The sequence below is a fragment of the Tepidibacillus decaturensis genome (assembly GCF_001561915.1).
Lineage (GTDB): Bacteria > Bacillota > Bacilli > Tepidibacillales > Tepidibacillaceae > Tepidibacillus_B > Tepidibacillus_B infernus.
In genome coordinates, this window is the sequence record NZ_LSKU01000001.1 from 2,763,231 (window position 1) to 2,778,409 (window position 15,179).

The 15,179-nt window shown below is 35.4% G+C and carries 15 protein-coding genes, 4 tRNA genes and 1 pseudogene; all 20 read left to right on the plus strand.

The features are described from left to right. The first annotated feature begins 11 nt into the window (after positions 1-11). Entirely contained in the window at positions 12-284 is a 273-nt protein-coding gene (locus tag U473_RS12970) for an RNA-binding S4 domain-containing protein (protein ID WP_068727075.1), read from the plus strand. A gap of 67 nt (positions 285-351) precedes the next feature. Beyond that, positions 352-639: a sporulation protein YabP gene (gene yabP / locus U473_RS12975; RefSeq protein ID WP_068727079.1), complete on the plus strand. Its 288-nt coding sequence runs from the start codon at positions 352-354 to the stop codon at positions 637-639. Further along, positions 636-1,154, plus strand: coding sequence for a spore cortex biosynthesis protein YabQ (gene yabQ / locus U473_RS12980; RefSeq protein ID WP_068727081.1), 519 nt, complete (start codon positions 636-638; stop codon positions 1,152-1,154). The genes yabP and yabQ overlap by 4 nt, the downstream gene beginning before the upstream one ends. 27 nt (positions 1,155-1,181) lie before the next feature. After that, positions 1,182-1,484, plus strand: a complete 303-nt coding sequence (locus U473_RS12985; protein WP_068727084.1) for an FtsB family cell division protein — start codon at positions 1,182-1,184, stop codon at positions 1,482-1,484. A 99-nt stretch (positions 1,485-1,583) separates the two neighbouring features. Continuing rightward, positions 1,584-1,991 (plus strand): S1 domain-containing RNA-binding protein, encoded by a 408-nt coding sequence (locus U473_RS12990; protein ID WP_068727085.1) that lies wholly within the window; start codon positions 1,584-1,586, stop codon positions 1,989-1,991. A gap of 154 nt (positions 1,992-2,145) precedes the next feature. After that, positions 2,146-2,221, plus strand: a tRNA-Met gene (locus tag U473_RS12995). 121 nt (positions 2,222-2,342) lie between these two features. After that, positions 2,343-2,419, plus strand: a tRNA-Met gene (locus U473_RS13000). A 4-nt stretch (positions 2,420-2,423) separates the two neighbouring features. Next, a tRNA-Glu gene (locus U473_RS13005) sits at positions 2,424-2,498 on the plus strand. A 106-nt stretch (positions 2,499-2,604) separates the two neighbouring features. Continuing rightward, positions 2,605-2,680, plus strand: a tRNA-Val gene (locus tag U473_RS13010). A 320-nt stretch (positions 2,681-3,000) separates the two neighbouring features. Then, a complete protein-coding gene (spoIIE, locus tag U473_RS13015) occupies positions 3,001-5,493 on the plus strand; it encodes a stage II sporulation protein E (protein ID WP_068727087.1) in 2,493 nt (830 codons plus the stop codon). Between the two features lie 78 nt (positions 5,494-5,571). After that, a complete protein-coding gene (locus tag U473_RS13020) occupies positions 5,572-6,288 on the plus strand; it encodes a vWA domain-containing protein (RefSeq protein ID WP_068727089.1) in 717 nt (238 codons plus the stop codon). Further along, entirely contained in the window at positions 6,272-6,889 is a 618-nt protein-coding gene (locus U473_RS13025; RefSeq protein ID WP_068727092.1) for a protein kinase domain-containing protein, read from the plus strand. The genes U473_RS13020 and U473_RS13025 overlap by 17 nt, the downstream gene beginning before the upstream one ends. Next, positions 6,886-7,194: a hypothetical protein gene (locus U473_RS13030; protein WP_068727095.1), complete on the plus strand. Its 309-nt coding sequence runs from the start codon at positions 6,886-6,888 to the stop codon at positions 7,192-7,194. The genes U473_RS13025 and U473_RS13030 overlap by 4 nt, the downstream gene beginning before the upstream one ends. A 39-nt stretch (positions 7,195-7,233) precedes the next feature. Beyond that, positions 7,234-7,967: pseudogene (locus tag U473_RS13035) on the plus strand (threonine/serine exporter family protein). A gap of 22 nt (positions 7,968-7,989) precedes the next feature. After that, positions 7,990-8,439: a threonine/serine exporter family protein gene (locus U473_RS13040; RefSeq protein WP_068727097.1), complete on the plus strand. Its 450-nt coding sequence runs from the start codon at positions 7,990-7,992 to the stop codon at positions 8,437-8,439. Then, positions 8,417-9,796, plus strand: coding sequence for a tRNA lysidine(34) synthetase TilS (tilS, locus tag U473_RS13045; protein WP_068727099.1), 1,380 nt, complete (start codon positions 8,417-8,419; stop codon positions 9,794-9,796). Before U473_RS13040 ends, tilS begins: the two co-directional genes overlap by 23 nt. Before the next feature lie 83 nt (positions 9,797-9,879). Next, complete coding sequence (gene hpt / locus U473_RS13050; protein WP_068727102.1) at positions 9,880-10,419, plus strand: hypoxanthine phosphoribosyltransferase; 540 nt, start codon at positions 9,880-9,882, stop codon at positions 10,417-10,419. A gap of 69 nt (positions 10,420-10,488) precedes the next feature. Further along, on the plus strand, positions 10,489-12,426 hold the full coding sequence (gene ftsH, locus U473_RS13055; RefSeq protein ID WP_068727104.1) for an ATP-dependent zinc metalloprotease FtsH: 1,938 nt from the start codon (positions 10,489-10,491) through the stop codon (positions 12,424-12,426). 195 nt (positions 12,427-12,621) lie between these two features. Continuing rightward, positions 12,622-14,256 (plus strand): formate--tetrahydrofolate ligase, encoded by a 1,635-nt coding sequence (locus tag U473_RS13060; protein ID WP_068727706.1) that lies wholly within the window; start codon positions 12,622-12,624, stop codon positions 14,254-14,256. A gap of 150 nt (positions 14,257-14,406) precedes the next feature. Beyond that, positions 14,407-15,171 carry a type III pantothenate kinase gene (locus U473_RS13065; protein ID WP_068727107.1) on the plus strand — a complete coding sequence of 255 codons (765 nt, stop codon included), beginning with the start codon at positions 14,407-14,409 and terminating at the stop codon, positions 15,169-15,171. The last annotated feature ends 8 nt before the right edge of the window (positions 15,172-15,179 follow it).

A 15,179-nucleotide genomic window follows, 5' to 3' on the forward strand; every position in this document is an offset into this window, starting at 1 on the left:
AGGTTGATTAAATGAGATTAGATAAATTTCTAAAAGTTTCAAGGTTGATTAAACGTAGGACAATCGCTAAGGAAGTCTCTGATCAAGGTCGTATTGAAATTAATGGACAGGTTGCTAAAGCTAGCTCAAATGTGAATGAGGGAGATCTGCTCTCTATTCGATTTGGCCAAAAGAAGTTAACAGTTCAGGTAAACAAATGTGTGGAGACCTCAAAGAAGGAAGAAGCTTTAGAGATGTATACAGTGATAAAAGAAGAAAAGATTACAGAACAAGAAGGTTTATAATCAGCCTTCTTTTTTTGTTCTAAAAATTTTGCCAAGCCATAAGATGTAGTAAAAGGGGGTTGATAAAATGGAGGATAGATCAAGAAAAGGGCTTAAACATGAAGTGATGGTTGTAGATAGAGAAGTCATGCAAGTTACAGGTGTAAAGGATGTAGAGAGCTTCGATAGTGAAGAGTTTTTATTAAATACGGAATTCGGATACTTGCATATTCGTGGGCAAAATTTACATATTAAAAATCTAAATTTAGAACAGGGATTTGTTGCAATTGAAGGTTTAGTCTATGAGATGGGATATTTAAACGATGGATACTCTTCGGAGAAGGCTAAAGGATTCTTTGGCAAGTTGTTTAAGTGACACTAAACGAGCAATTTATCACAACAATTTTAATGATAGGTAGTGGATTTTTTGTTGGAATGATCTTTGATAGCTATCGGGTGCTAAAAAAGGAAATAGATCTACCTCAGTGGATCGTCTTTATTTTTGATGTAAGTTTTGGTGTTTTTTCTGCTCTTTTCATCTTTCGTTTGTTATTATGGAGTAATGATGGACAACTTCGTTTATCAATATTATTAACATTTATAATCGGTTTATGGTTCTATTATATTACAATAAGTAAGATCATTTTAAAATTTTGGAGTAAGTTGTATCATCTAATCAAAACCATATGGGTCTTGGTGATTCATGCAATCAATATTCTTGTGATTAAACCAGTCATTTTAATTTATAAGTTGTTTATTTCAATACTTACCTTTCTTTTTGCAATGTTTATACCTATCTTGAAGTTTATACAAAAGCTTTCAACTAGAGTTAAGCAAAAAGCAGGATTTTCCTCCTTTTTGAAGAAACTATTTATGCGTAAGAAGAATTAGCCTAATTTTTAATGGAGGATAACTGTCATGTCAAAAAAAAACCAAATCAATCATGCGAGTAGAAAAAGAATACATGCAATTATTCTTCTTTTAATGACTTTTATAGCTTGGGCGGGGTTTACCGGCTACCATCAGTGGAAAGATATTAAAGTAAAAAAAGCTAAACTAGTGGAATTGCAGAAACAAGAGCAACAAGTGGCTGAAACAAAAAGGGAATTAGAAAAGAAAGTAATGCTTTTGCAAAACAAGGAATACATAGCAGAGATGGCACGAAAATATTACTTTTTATCTAAGCCTGGAGAGTTTATTATTATTACCCCTGAGGAATAGATTGGTAAACGATCATTATTGACATGTTTTCTGAGCATCAGTTATAATCTCATTAGTCTATTCTTTATTCTTTATTCTTTAAGGAGGAAGTTTTAATACATGTCAATTGAAATAGGCAGCAAAGTTAAAGGGAAAGTAACAGGAATTACCCATTTCGGTGCGTTTATTGAGCTGCCAAGTGGTGAAACCGGTTTAATTCATATTTCCGAAATTGCTGATAGTTATGTAAAGGATGTAAATGAATTTTTAAAAGTAAATGACATGATTACGGTTAAGGTGATTAATGTCGAAAAGGATGGAAAGATCGGACTTTCTTTAAAGAAAGCACAGGAAAAACCAGTAGAACATACACCGAAAGAAAGACCACAAAAATCTACACGTCGTCAATCAAATGAAAGTTTTGATGACAAGTTGAACAAGTTCTTAAAAGATAGTGAAGAACGACTTTCTACATTACGCAAAAGCACCGATTCTAAACGAGGGGGTCGTGGCGCCCGTCGCGGTTAAATTATATATGCGGTATTATACTTTGTGGCTATTTGGTCACAAAGTATAATTATTTCCTGCCAGTGATAATGATTCCCTTCATAAAAAAGTATGTTTTTGAAAAAGACAGTTGACTTCCTTTTCAAAGTTATTATATAATAAATATTGTGACTGACGCGGGGTGGAGCAGTTGGTAGCTCGTCGGGCTCATAACCCGAAGGTCGCAGGTTCAAGTCCTGTCCCCGCAACCAATTAAACCATTTGTACTACGTCGATTGGCATCCTTGATCAAATGAAATCGGAGTGCCTGTGGTACAACCAATTAAACCATTTGTACTACGTTGATCCATAATGGGATCATTTATTATATATGGCGGCGTGGCTCAGCTGGCTAGAGCGTACGGTTCATACCCGTGAGGTCGGGGGTTCGATTCCCTCCGCCGCTACCATACTGGCCCGTTGGTCAAGTGGTTAAGACACCGCCCTTTCACGGCGGTAACAGGGGTTCGAATCCCCTACGGGTCACCACAAGAAGAAGACAGAGGTAAGAGATCAGAGGTCAGAGAGAAAGAAAGGACTTCGAAGAAAAACATTCAATCTGACATCCGACTTCCGGCATCTGAAATCTGTATTTGGACGATTAGCTCAGCTGGGAGAGCACCTGCCTTACAAGCAGGGGGTCGGCGGTTCGATCCCGTCATCGTCCACCATTTTAATACTTACATAAACCACGCTTAGGCGTGTTTTTTTTTAAAGATTAAGAAAGTATAACTTTCTTCCATTTCCATCTTATGCTTTTATGAAAAAATATTTTAGGAAGTTTTGTCGGAAATGGTACCTATTCTAAGTAAATCGACAGATATTTGCGGGAGCATTTGTTCTTAAACCCCTTAAGTTTGTATAAACCCTTGTCGGTTAGGTAGATTTTGTCGTAATTTTTTTAAAAGCTGTCTCCTTGTTTTGACAAATTTTGTTTACCTTTCTGTTTATAATAAATGACACAATAGGAAATCGGGTGGTGTTATTTTTTATGTTTAAAAAATTTATTTTAAAGAATGGTTTATTGGTTCAATCAGAGACAGTTTCTACGTATTTAAATCAAATATGTGATCTGTTGCACCAAAAAGTAATGGGTTTTTTTTATCTCCTTTTTAAAAGATGGGAATTCGGTTATTTGGTAATGGGTTTTTTATTAGGTAGAGCGGTTATTCTGAATGATATGTCTCCCTTTGCCATTCCTTTCTTCGCTTTAATGTATCATTTGAAAAAAGAGAAGTTATTATATATTAGTTTAGCCATCTTATTTGGTACAAATCTTACAGATAGCCGTCATTCAGCTATTATCTTTTCGGGTATGGTGATCTATTTCTTTGTTCAAAAATGGTTAGTTACAAAAAACAAAGCAGACTTATCCTATGCTCCATTTCTTGTTTCGCTCTCTATGGCCATTCCCCAAGGGACAAACCTTTTTTATCAACAAGTTAATGAAATCTATCCTTGGGTAATGGCTGGGATCGAAACAGCCTTAGGGTTTATCTTAACCTTAATCTTCGCCCAATCTTTGCCTATTCTTATCTACCAAAAGGATCAAGTCTCTTTAAATCAAGAAGAGATTATTGGGTTAATTATTCTTTTAGCTTCGACGATGACTGGAACTGTAGGTTGGACTATTCAGGATTATTCCATTGAGCATATCATCTCTCGCTATCTGATTTTAATATTTGCTTTTGTTGGTGGTGGTGCGATTGGTTCATCTGTTGGTGTTGTTACCGGATTGATCTTAAGTTTGTCTAACACAAATGCTGTTTATCAAATTAGTTTGTTAGCTTTCTCAGGACTTTTAGCAGGTTTATTAAAACAAGCAAATAAATTAGGTGTTGCATTCGGTTTAGTGATCGGTACAACGATTTTATCCATTTATTTAGGAGACCAAAACGAGATTTGGATTTCTTTTGCTGAATCAATGATTGCTTTAGTTTTCTTTGTTTTAACCCCTAAGTCATTGATCAAGCAAATCGCTACATTTATTCCTGGTACAAGTGAATACCATCTTCATTATCAAGAGTATGTTTCAAAAATAAGATCAGTTACTTCAGGGAAGATCGATCAGTTTGCAAATATGTTTACCCAATTAGCAAATAGTTTTAAAGAAATCTCAGCGCCTATGAGGATTGATCAAAGTGAACAAATTGACCACTTTATGAGCCAGGTGGCGGAAAAACATTGTCAAACTTGTTGGAAAAGAAATAAATGTTGGAATGAGGAATTTTTTAAAACTTATCGAATCATGACGGAATTGATGACAATCATCGAAACAAAAGGAAAAATAACGAAAAAGGATATTCCCAGTGAGTGGGCGAACCATTGTGTAAAATCGAATCAAATCTCTTTTCATTTAATGGATGTTTATGATAGTTATAGTGACCATTTATATTGGAAAAATCAATTAGAAGAAAGTAGACAATTAGTCGCCCATCAATTATACGGTGTCTCTCAAGTGATGAAAGATTTAGCTCAAGAAATACAAAAAGACAGTAAAGATTTGGGTGTACAGGAACAACAAATCCATCAAGCCTTAGAAAGGTTAGGTCTGTCTGTACGCCAAGTAAATATTATTCGACTAGAGGAGGGTAATGTCGAAATAGAAGTGACTCAACCAAATTGTAATGGAAGGGATGAGTGTACCAAGATTGTTGCTCCATTAATTTCAGAGGTGCTCAATGAAAATATCATCGTAAATAACAAGGAATGTCAATTCAAGAAAGACGGCTCATGTAAAATGTGTTTACGATCTGCAAAAACCTATGAAGTAGATACAGGATATGCAGGAGCAGCAAAAGGAGGAAAATGGTTATCTGGTGATAGTTTTAGTACAATCGAGGTTAGCAACGGGAAATATGCTGTTGCTTTAAGTGATGGCATGGGAAATGGTGAGCGTGCTCGAACAGAAAGCAAAGCGACTTTGGAGTTGTTAAAACAGTTATTACAATCAGGAATTGAAGAAACGATTGCAATAAAAACGATTAACTCTGTATTACTATTACGTTCTCAAGAGGAAATTTTCTCGACTGTCGACTTGGCAATTGTGGACTTGTTTAATGCAAAAACCAAGTTTCTTAAGGTAGGATCGACGCCTAGTTTTATTAAACGCGGTGATGAGGTCATCATGATATCTGCTAATAATTTACCAGTAGGCATTATCCAAGACATTGACATTGAGAGTATCGAAGTAGCACTTCAACCTGGGGATTTATTGATTATGATGACAGACGGCATCTATGACTCACCAAAACGAACGGCAAATAAGGAGTTATGGATGAAAAGAATGATACAGGAAATTGAATCCGATCTTCCGCAGGAATTTGCCGACTTATTATTAGAAAAGGTAGTTCGATATTTGCAAGGGGAAATTACAGATGATATGACTGTGGTTGTCTCCAAAATTGACAAGTATCAACCAGAATGGGCAACAATAAAAATTCCTGGACTGTCCAAAATTGAAAGGGAAAGAATGGTCAATTAGAAAACATTGTGTTTTAAGTGATTACGTATAACTGCTCCCCTTTGTGGAAATGAATGGTATTAAAGAGGGGGGAGCAAAATGAATGAAACTTTAGTTTTCAATCAAATTACTTTAATTACAGATGGTTGTTCGAACCAAGGCTATTCACCGATTGAAGCTGCCAGACAAGCTTATGAAAAGGGAATCATTATAAATGTGATAGGGATCACTGATGGAGGTCAAATTGGAAAACAAGGTACTCTTGAAATTGAAGGGATTGCAAAGGCCGGAGGCGGACTGAGCCAGATCGTTCCTGTAGAAAGGGTAAAGAAAACAGTTCAATTTGTAACTAGACAAGCAATGAACAAAACAATTACCCAAGTTGTTAACGCACAACTCGTACAAATTTTAGGGGAGAATGATTTAGTTGAAATCTCCCCTAATCAAAGGTTAAAGGTTGCAAATATGATGGATGAAATGGCAGAACATAGTCATCTTAAGGTTTTATTATTAATTGACCAAAGTGCAAGTATGCTAAAAAAAATGGAAAAGGTACAAGAAGCAATCGTTGACTTCCAATTAAGTTTATTGTCTAGAGCTGGGGAGAGCTCAATTTCGATTGTTATCTTTCCAGGCAATCCTGATCTCCTTGATATTAAAATTCCTTGGACGAAAGATATTAAGAAGGTAGATACCATATTACATCAAATGGTACCACAGGGAAATACACCTACTGGATCAGCTATTTTAAAAAGCATTGATCTATTTTATCAATCAAAACATAAACAAGGGTTGCTTGATGAATATGTTGTTTAATCGTTCCCATAAAGAAACTTTTCGTTCAGGTAAGGTGATTAAGGGTAAATGGAATGGTAGACAGTATATTGTGAGGCGGTCACTTGGATCAGGGGAAAATGGCACGGTTTATTTGGTTCAATCATCTGAAAAACTATATGCTTTAAAAATAAGTCCTATCTCAATTGATCTCGGTTATGAAATTACAGTGATACAGCGTCTTAGTGAAACCCAAGGTCCAAGCCTTGGGTTTTCCGTATTTGACATTGATGATTTTATTGATGATGATGAACATTATTCTTTTTATGTAATGCCTTATGTACAGGGTATCTCTATTAAATATTTCTTTTATGGAAAAAGTGAGAAGGATTATTTAAAAATATTTATAAAAATGCTTAAATTATTAGAAGTGATTCATAAAGAAGGGTGGGCATTTGGCGATTTAAAACCTGAGCATTTTTTAATTGATCCTGACTTAGGAAAACTCTCAATGATTGACTTTGGAGGTGTAACAAAGTTTGGTGAAGGAATTAGGCAATACACAGAAATATATGATAGGGGAAGCTGGGGGCAGGGACTAGAAAGGCTGACCCACATTACGATTTATTTTCTATCGTCATGATTTTATTACAACTTACTTTAGGTGAACAGAAATTTTATCAAATTTATCGATCACATCGTAGTTTTCATGAACTTTATGATATAATACCTAATATTCATGCTTTGAAAAATTTGTCACCTATTTTAATAAAGATTCTAAATGGGACTTATACATCAGCTGGTTTAGCAATTGAAGAATGTTCAAAATTTTTAGGTGGCTCTAAGAATACGACAACTAAGAAACCATGGAATTGGATTGAATGGCTATTTACTTCATCGATCATCTTTTTTATTCTTATGTTTGGACGATTGATTTACTTGTGGTAAGGGGGAAGCCCTTTTGTGAAAGAAAATGTAGCTGATATTATGGAAGTCTGTTTATTAGCCGGAAAAATCATGTTATCAAGTGGCGCGGAAACTTATCGTGTTGAGGATACGATGAATCGCATTGCAAAAGCCTACTCTGTTTATGAAACAAATAGTTATGTGACGCCTACGGGTATATTTCTAACCATTCAAGGTAGAAATAAAGAAGATGTCCAAACTAAATTTATGCGTATTTCTGAACGTTTAATTGATTTAAATAAAGTTGCTTTGGTCAATGATATTTCACGTAAGATCAGCTCAGGAATCATGTCGATTGACTTAGCATACGAAAAATTGTTAGAAGTTGAAAAGGAGGAGCCACTTTATCCATTATGGCTTCAAATATTGGCCGCTTCAGTTGCGAGTGCTTTTTTTCGTTAATGTTTGGAGGAGGTTGGCAAGATGTAACTCCAGCATTATTTGCAGGCGGTATTGGTTTCATCCTTTTTATTTATATTCATCGTATAGTACAAGTTAAATTTTTTGCAGAGATCTTAGCTGCTTTCATCATTGGGGCAATCGCTTATCTTTTTTATTATTTTGGGATGGATATTCATTTAGATAAAGTGATTATCGGATCGATTATGCCATTAGTACCAGGAGTGCTTATAACAAACGCAGTTAGAGATCTTATGGCTGGCGATTTAGTATCTGGCTTGGCGCGCGGGGCAGAGGCCTTTTTTACAGCCTTTGCGATCGGAGCTGGAATTGCAGTATTTATTGCAATGATTTAGTGGATTAGGGTATGGTGTGAACATGAATTTTGAAACATTTTATACAAGTTTTTTTGCAACGATGGCCTTTGGTATTATTTTTAACGTTCCTAAGAGGTCAATGATTAGTGGTGGAATCATTGGAATGTTAGGATGGGCTCTTTATATTTGGCTAACAGGACAATATCATTTTGATATGGTTTTTGCTACCTTGATCGCTGCATTTTTTGTTGCTACAGTAAGTCAATTATTGGCAAGGTATCACAAGATGCCAGTAACTGTGTTTAGTGTTTCGGGAATTATTCCTTTAGTACCAGGTGGATTAGCTTATGATACTATGCGCCATTTTGTAGAAAATGATTATTCAATCGCAATTAAATATGCAACAAAGACATTGTTGATATCGGGAGCAATTGCCTTTGGACTTATTTTTTCAGGGGTTATTTCTCAAATCTTAAGAAGGAATGACAATGCAAATGTTAAGGAAGATTAAACAAACAATTGAGGCTTATCAAATGATAGAAACTGAGAAACCTATCATTATCGGTTTATCTGGAGGACCAGATTCTATGGTCCTATTAGATGCCCTCTCTAAAATCACTTCTAATCCTTTGGTTGCAGTTCATCTTAATCATCAATTAAGGGGAAAGGAATCTGATGATGATGCTCAATTTGTTTTGGAACAGTGCAAGAAAAGAAACATTCCTATTGAAATAAGCACAGTGAATATCGCTGATTATATGAAAGAAACGGGTTTGGGAACTGAAGAAGCTGGTAGAGAAAAAAGATATCAATTCTATTATGAAGTAGCACAAAAACGGAACGCAGATATGATTGCCTTAGGGCATCACTTGAATGATCAAGCGGAAACAGTATTGATGAGAATCATTAGAGGGACAGGCGTTCACGGGCTTGGTGGAATTCCTTATGTTCGTGTATGGAAAGGCTTAAAGATTATACGGCCACTATTAGATATAACAAGGCAAGAAATTGAAGATTATAGTCATACTTTTGCTATTCCCTATAGAACAGATAAGAGTAATTTTTCTACAAATTATTTTCGGAATCAAATCAGACTAGAAATCATTCCTTACTTAAAAAAATATAATCAACAAATCAATAATCATTTACATCATTTAGGGAAAATTACTCAAGATGAAGATAAATATGTACAAAAGTTAGCAGAAGAAGTTTTGGAAAAATGTATCATTGAGAAGAATACTCATTCATATACTTTAAATACTATTTTATTACAAAAATTGGAGATTGCTTTACAAAGAAGATTGATTCATCTAATATTAAGTTATCTGATTTTATCAGAAGAATTTGGTTATAAGCATATTGAAGATATTCTTTATCTCATTAGACAGAAAGAACCTTCCAAGTCTTTAGATTTGCCTGGGATACGCGTTTATCGAAACTATGATCAGATCGTTTTCACTACCCAAATAGTAAAAACAGGAACCCCATCTTTTTATATCGAAATGGAAGTTCCTGGGGAGGCTATATTATCTCTCATTGGAAAGCGTTTTAAAACGATTCTTTCTGATCGGTTTTTAGAGCTTGAAGGAATATGGGCAGTATTTGATTATGAAAAATTAAATAGCAAAGAACCTATCATCATTCGCTCTCGGATGCCTGGGGATCGAATGACGGTATTTGGAATGCAAGGAACAAAAAAAGTAAAGGATCTTTTTATTGATGAAAAGGTCCCAAAATCTAGTCGTGATTTACAACCAATTATAGAAATTGATCGCGAGATCATTTGGATTCCCGGTGTAAAACGTTCTAATATCGCTTTAATTTCTGAACAAACAAAGAAGTTTTTATACATCATCATGACAACATGACTGATTATATATACATAATATAAACAATGTTAAATACCATAAGGTATTATAAATGATCACCAAATTTTTATAGGAGGATGGATATGGAAAATGACATCAAAGAAATACTAATCACAAAAGAAGAAATTGAGCAAAAGGTCAGTGAATTAGGATCTATTTTAAGTAAAGAATATGAAGGAAAGACCCCATTGATGGTTTGTGTGCTCAAAGGGGCGACGCTTTTTATGTCGGATCTAGTCAGACATATGAATATTCATGTAGAAATGGATTTTATGGCTGTCTCAAGTTATGGAGCTTCTACTGAATCTTCTGGTGTGGTACGTATTTTGAAGGATTTGGATACAACAATTGAAGGAAGAGATATTATTATCGTTGAAGACATCATTGATAGTGGTCTTACATTAAGTTATTTGGTTGATCTTTTTAACAGAAGAAACATCAACTCAATAAAAATCGTTACCTTATTAGATAAACCGCATAGAAGAAAGGTCTCATTAACCCCGGATTTAAGTGGGTTTGTTATCCCTGATGAATTTGTGGTAGGTTATGGTTTAGATTATAATGAAAGGTACCGTAATTTTCCATATATTGGCGTACTTAAACCAGAAGTGTACTCCCGTTAAGTATGTCTATTGTGGGGACTTTTTCTTTTATGATAAAATAATGAAAGTGTTCATGAGAGGAGGTAAGAGATGAACCGCTTTGTAAGAAATACCGGATTTTATTTACTAATTTTCTTACTGACAGTTGGAATTGTTAGTTTTTTTACAAAACCTGGTACAACAACAGAGCAAATCAGTTATACCCAATTTAAAACTGAATTAGCTGAAGGCAAATATAGCGAGATTACTGCTCGTCCAGATGGAATCACTTACCGAATAGAAGGTGTGTATAAAGCCGGTGCAGATAGTAAAAAGCAGTTTTATACAAATGCACCCTTTAGTGAAGGATTTTTAGCAGATCTTACCAATGCCCCTGTTGATAAATTGACCTTTTTAGAGCCTAAAAGAGATTCGATTTGGATTACTTTTCTAACATCGATTATTCCTTTAGTTCTTATCTTTCTTCTTTTCTTTTTCTTACTAAATCAGGTGCAAGGCGGCGGTAGCAAAGTTATGAACTTTGGTAAAAGCCGAGCCCGTTTATACAATGAAGAGAAGAAAAAAGTTACCTTTAAAGATGTAGCTGGCGCTGATGAGGAAAAACAAGAACTTGTTGAAGTGGTTGAGTTTTTACAAGATCCGCGTAAATTTGCTTCATTAGGCGCAAGAATTCCAAAAGGAGTTTTACTTGTTGGGCCACCAGGAACAGGGAAGACGCTATTAGCCAGGGCTGTAGCAGGTGAAGCAGGTGTACCTTTCTTTAGTATTAGTGGTTCTGACTTTGTGGAAATGTTCGTCGGTGTAGGTGCATCTCGTGTACGTGACTTATTCGAGAATGCAAAGAAAAACTCTCCATGTATTATTTTTATTGACGAAATTGATGCCGTTGGTCGTCAACGTGGTGCTGGTTTAGGCGGTGGTCATGATGAAAGGGAACAAACATTAAACCAGTTGCTTGTAGAAATGGACGGATTTGGGGCTAATGAGGGAATTATAATCGTCGCGGCAACAAACCGACCAGATATATTGGATCCTGCCTTATTAAGACCAGGGCGTTTTGATAGACAAATTACTGTTGATCGACCTGATGTTAAAGGTCGCGAGGAAATATTAAAAGTTCATGCTAGGAATAAACCATTAGCTGATGATATTAAGTTAGATGTGATTGCTCGAAGAACTCCAGGGTTTACAGGTGCTGATTTAGAAAACCTTCTTAATGAAGCAGCTCTATTAGCAGCTAGGAAAAATCTTAAAGCAATTACAATGCTTGAAATAGATGAGGCCATTGACCGCGTAATCGCTGGTCCGGAGAAAAAGAGCAGATTGATTAGTGAAAAAGAGAAGAAAATCGTTGCTTACCATGAGGCTGGTCATACCATTGTTGGATATCATCTTGAGCACGCTGATCAGGTACACAAAGTAACTGTGGTACCAAGAGGAAGTGCTGGGGGATATACGGTGATGTTACCTAAAGAAGATCGTTATTTCATGACCAAACCTGAACTACTTGATAAAATTACCGGGTTGTTAGGGGGTCGAGTAGCTGAGGAGATTGTGCTTGGAGAAGTAAGTACCGGAGCTCATAATGACTTTGAACGGGCAACAAGTATTGCACGTAGAATGGTAACAGAATTTGGTATGAGTGAAAAGTTAGGCCCGATGCAGTTTGGGCATGGCCAAGGTCAAGTATTTCTAGGCAGAGATTTTAATCGCGAGCAGAATTATAGTGATAAAGTGGCATATGAAATCGATCTTGAAATTAGAAGATTTATTGAGGAAAGTTATCAACGTTGTAAACAAGTTCTTGAAGAGCATAGAGATGAACTTGAACTAGTTGCGCAGACATTGATGGTAAAAGAAACCTTAGATGCTGATCAAATTAAACAATTAATTGAAAACGGAAAGCTTGATGATGAAAATATAGATCATCAAGTAAAGGTTCAAATTCAGCACAAAGAAAACCGTTCTGATCAAGAACTAAACTTTAAAGACGAAATGACGATCGATCAAGATAAAAAAGAAGAATAAAGCTTAACTATAAAAAGGAGCCATTTTGCTCCTTTTTTTGCCAAATGATTGAGCTTTTTAAAAATGTTATATATGATACAATTATGGAATGGTGTTTAATATTAAGGGAAACGAATAAATTTTGATCCAAGGGGGATTTTGTAAGTGAATGAAAAACCAATTCTAACAGATATTGAAATCGCCCAAAAGGCAGAAATGAAGCCTATTTTTGAAATAGCAAAAGAAATAGGTATCTTAGAAGATGAAATTGAATTATATGGGAAGTACAAAGCCAAAATTTCTCTAGATTTATTAAATCGCTTACATAACAAAAAAGATGGGAAATTAGTTTTAGTTACTGCCATAAGTCCTACACCTGCTGGAGAGGGAAAATCGACAGTAACGGTTGGCCTAGGGCAAGCTTTTAATAAAATTGGTAAAAAGGCTATTATTGCGTTAAGAGAGCCATCTTTAGGTCCAAGTATGGGGATTAAAGGCGGGGCTGCTGGAGGTGGTTACTCACAAGTCGTTCCGATGGAAGATATTAACCTTCACTTTACTGGGGATATACACGCAATTACAACGGCACATAATGCATTATCTGCGATCATCGATAATCATATTCAACAAGGGAATGAATTACAAATTGACCCAAGAAGAATCATTTGGAAACGGGTTCTTGATTTAAATGATCGTGCTTTAAGGCAGATAGTGATTGGATTAGGTGGTCCAATCCAAGGAATGCCAAGACAAGATGGATTTGATATTACTGTTGCCTCTGAGGTAATGGCAATCCTTTGTTTATCTAGTGGGTTAAAGGATCTCAAAGAAAGACTGAGCAAGATTGTGGTGGCCTATACCTTTGATAAAAAACCAGTTACTGTGGCAGACTTAGGGGCACAAGGGGCAATGGCACTACTATTAAAAGATGCAATTAAACCAAACCTCGTTCAAACATTGGAAAACACTCCTGCTTTTGTACATGGTGGTCCCTTTGCGAATATTGCTCATGGGACAAATAGTATATTGGCAACAAAAATGGCATTAAAACTTGCAGATTACACGATTACTGAAGCTGGATTTGGAGCAGACTTGGGCGCAGAGAAATTCTTCCATATTGCTTCAAGATATGGAGAATATAAACCAAGTGCTGTTGTGATTGTGGTAACAGTTAGAGCATTAAAAATGCATGGAGGAGTAGCAAAAAGTGATTTGAAAATAGAAAATGTTGAAGCTTTAAAAAGAGGTTTCGAAAATCTTCAAAAACATATGGAGACGATTCAAGCCTTCGATTTACCTTACGTCGTTTCCATTAATCAGTTTCCAACCGATACAGAAAATGAATTACAGGAATTAAAAAAACTGGTTGAAGGAGAAGGAGTTCTAGTTGCTATTTCAGAAGTATGGGCAAAAGGTGGAGAAGGTGGAATAGAATTAGCTGAAAAATTGATTGAGGTTATAGAAAAAAATGGGAAAGAGCATCAGGAATTGTATCATATTGAAGATCCTATTGAGGTAAAAATCGAATCTATTGCTAAAAAAGTGTATGGAGCTGATGGTATCGAATTTACTAGCTCAGCCAGAAAACAAATTGAACAATTTAAAGAAAATGGTTGGGATAAATTGCCTATTTGTATGGCAAAAACCCAATATTCTTTATCAGATGATCCTTCAATGTTAGGTAGACCAACAGAATTTAAAATTACTATTAGGGAATTAAAGCCTTCTTTAGGGGCAGGTTTCATCGTTGCCTTAACAGGAGATATCATGACAATGCCTGGACTTCCTAAAAAACCGGCTGCATTAAATATGGATATTGATGAAAATGGAAAAATTACAGGATTATTTTAAAGGCTAATTTTTGATGGATTATTCATAAAGTAATGTAGCTAAGGGGTTGTACTTTAAACAACCTCTATTTTTTTATTTTTAATTGATAATCATATGTACCGTTGGTAAGATTAAAAGATAGTAAATTTACATAGAAAAGGTGAACGTCAAATGATCCTAGTGGTCGACGTAGGGAATACAAATATAGTTTTGGGTGTTTATCAAGAGGAAAATTTATTACATCATTGGCGAGTAGCTACAGATCGTAGTAAAACAGAGGATGAATACGGAATGTTGTTCAAACAATTATTTCAGCATGATCATCTTCTTTTTTCAGATATACATGGTGTTATTATTTCATCTGTAGTACCACCACTAATGTTTGCATTAGAAAAAATGGTAAAGAAGTATTTTAGACTAACACCTATTATTGTTGGCCCTGGAATTAAAACTGGGATTAAAATTCAAATAGAAAACCCAGCAGAGGTAGGTGCAGATCGTATCGTTAATTCGGTAGCTGCTATTGAAATTTATGGAACCCCTTTAGTGGTCATTGATTTTGGCACAGCAACAACCTTTGACTATATTGATGAAAATGGGGTTTACCAGGGAGGGGCAATTGCTCCAGGTATAGGAATCTCTACAGAAGCTCTTTATCAAAGAGCAGCAAAATTACCAAGAATTGAATTAGTCAAGCCTAAAGAGATTGTTGGAAAAAATACGATAACAGCGATGCAATCTGGAATTATTTATGGATTTGTTGGACAAGTTGATGCCATTGTAGAACGTATGATTAAACAAAGTCCTAAAAAACCAAGAATCGTAGCAACTGGCGGGTTGGCTGGCTTAATTGCTACGGAATCAAAGACGATAGAAATTGTAAATTCATTATTAACCTTAGAAGGATTAAGAATGATATATAACAGGAATATCTAAGGAGCGAT

Coding starts and splice junctions, on each gene's coding strand:
- U473_RS13025 (WP_068727092.1), top strand. CDS start 6,272: ATGAATATGTTGTTTAATCGTTCCCATAAAGAAACTTTTCGTTCAGGT.
- spoIIE (WP_068727087.1), top strand. CDS start 3,001: ATGTTTAAAAAATTTATTTTAAAGAATGGTTTATTGGTTCAATCAGAG.
- U473_RS13020 (WP_068727089.1), top strand. CDS start 5,572: ATGAATGAAACTTTAGTTTTCAATCAAATTACTTTAATTACAGATGGT.
- hpt (WP_068727102.1), top strand. CDS start 9,880: ATGGAAAATGACATCAAAGAAATACTAATCACAAAAGAAGAAATTGAG.
- U473_RS12985 (WP_068727084.1), top strand. CDS start 1,182: ATGTCAAAAAAAAACCAAATCAATCATGCGAGTAGAAAAAGAATACAT.
- U473_RS13065 (WP_068727107.1), top strand. CDS start 14,407: ATGATCCTAGTGGTCGACGTAGGGAATACAAATATAGTTTTGGGTGTT.
- U473_RS13040 (WP_068727097.1), top strand. CDS start 7,990: ATGAATTTTGAAACATTTTATACAAGTTTTTTTGCAACGATGGCCTTT.
- ftsH (WP_068727104.1), top strand. CDS start 10,489: ATGAACCGCTTTGTAAGAAATACCGGATTTTATTTACTAATTTTCTTA.
- U473_RS12970 (WP_068727075.1), top strand. CDS start 12: ATGAGATTAGATAAATTTCTAAAAGTTTCAAGGTTGATTAAACGTAGG.
- U473_RS12990 (WP_068727085.1), top strand. CDS start 1,584: ATGTCAATTGAAATAGGCAGCAAAGTTAAAGGGAAAGTAACAGGAATT.
- tilS (WP_068727099.1), top strand. CDS start 8,417: ATGCAAATGTTAAGGAAGATTAAACAAACAATTGAGGCTTATCAAATG.
- U473_RS13060 (WP_068727706.1), top strand. CDS start 12,622: ATGAAGCCTATTTTTGAAATAGCAAAAGAAATAGGTATCTTAGAAGAT.
- yabP (WP_068727079.1), top strand. CDS start 352: ATGGAGGATAGATCAAGAAAAGGGCTTAAACATGAAGTGATGGTTGTA.
- U473_RS13030 (WP_068727095.1), top strand. CDS start 6,886: ATGATTTTATTACAACTTACTTTAGGTGAACAGAAATTTTATCAAATT.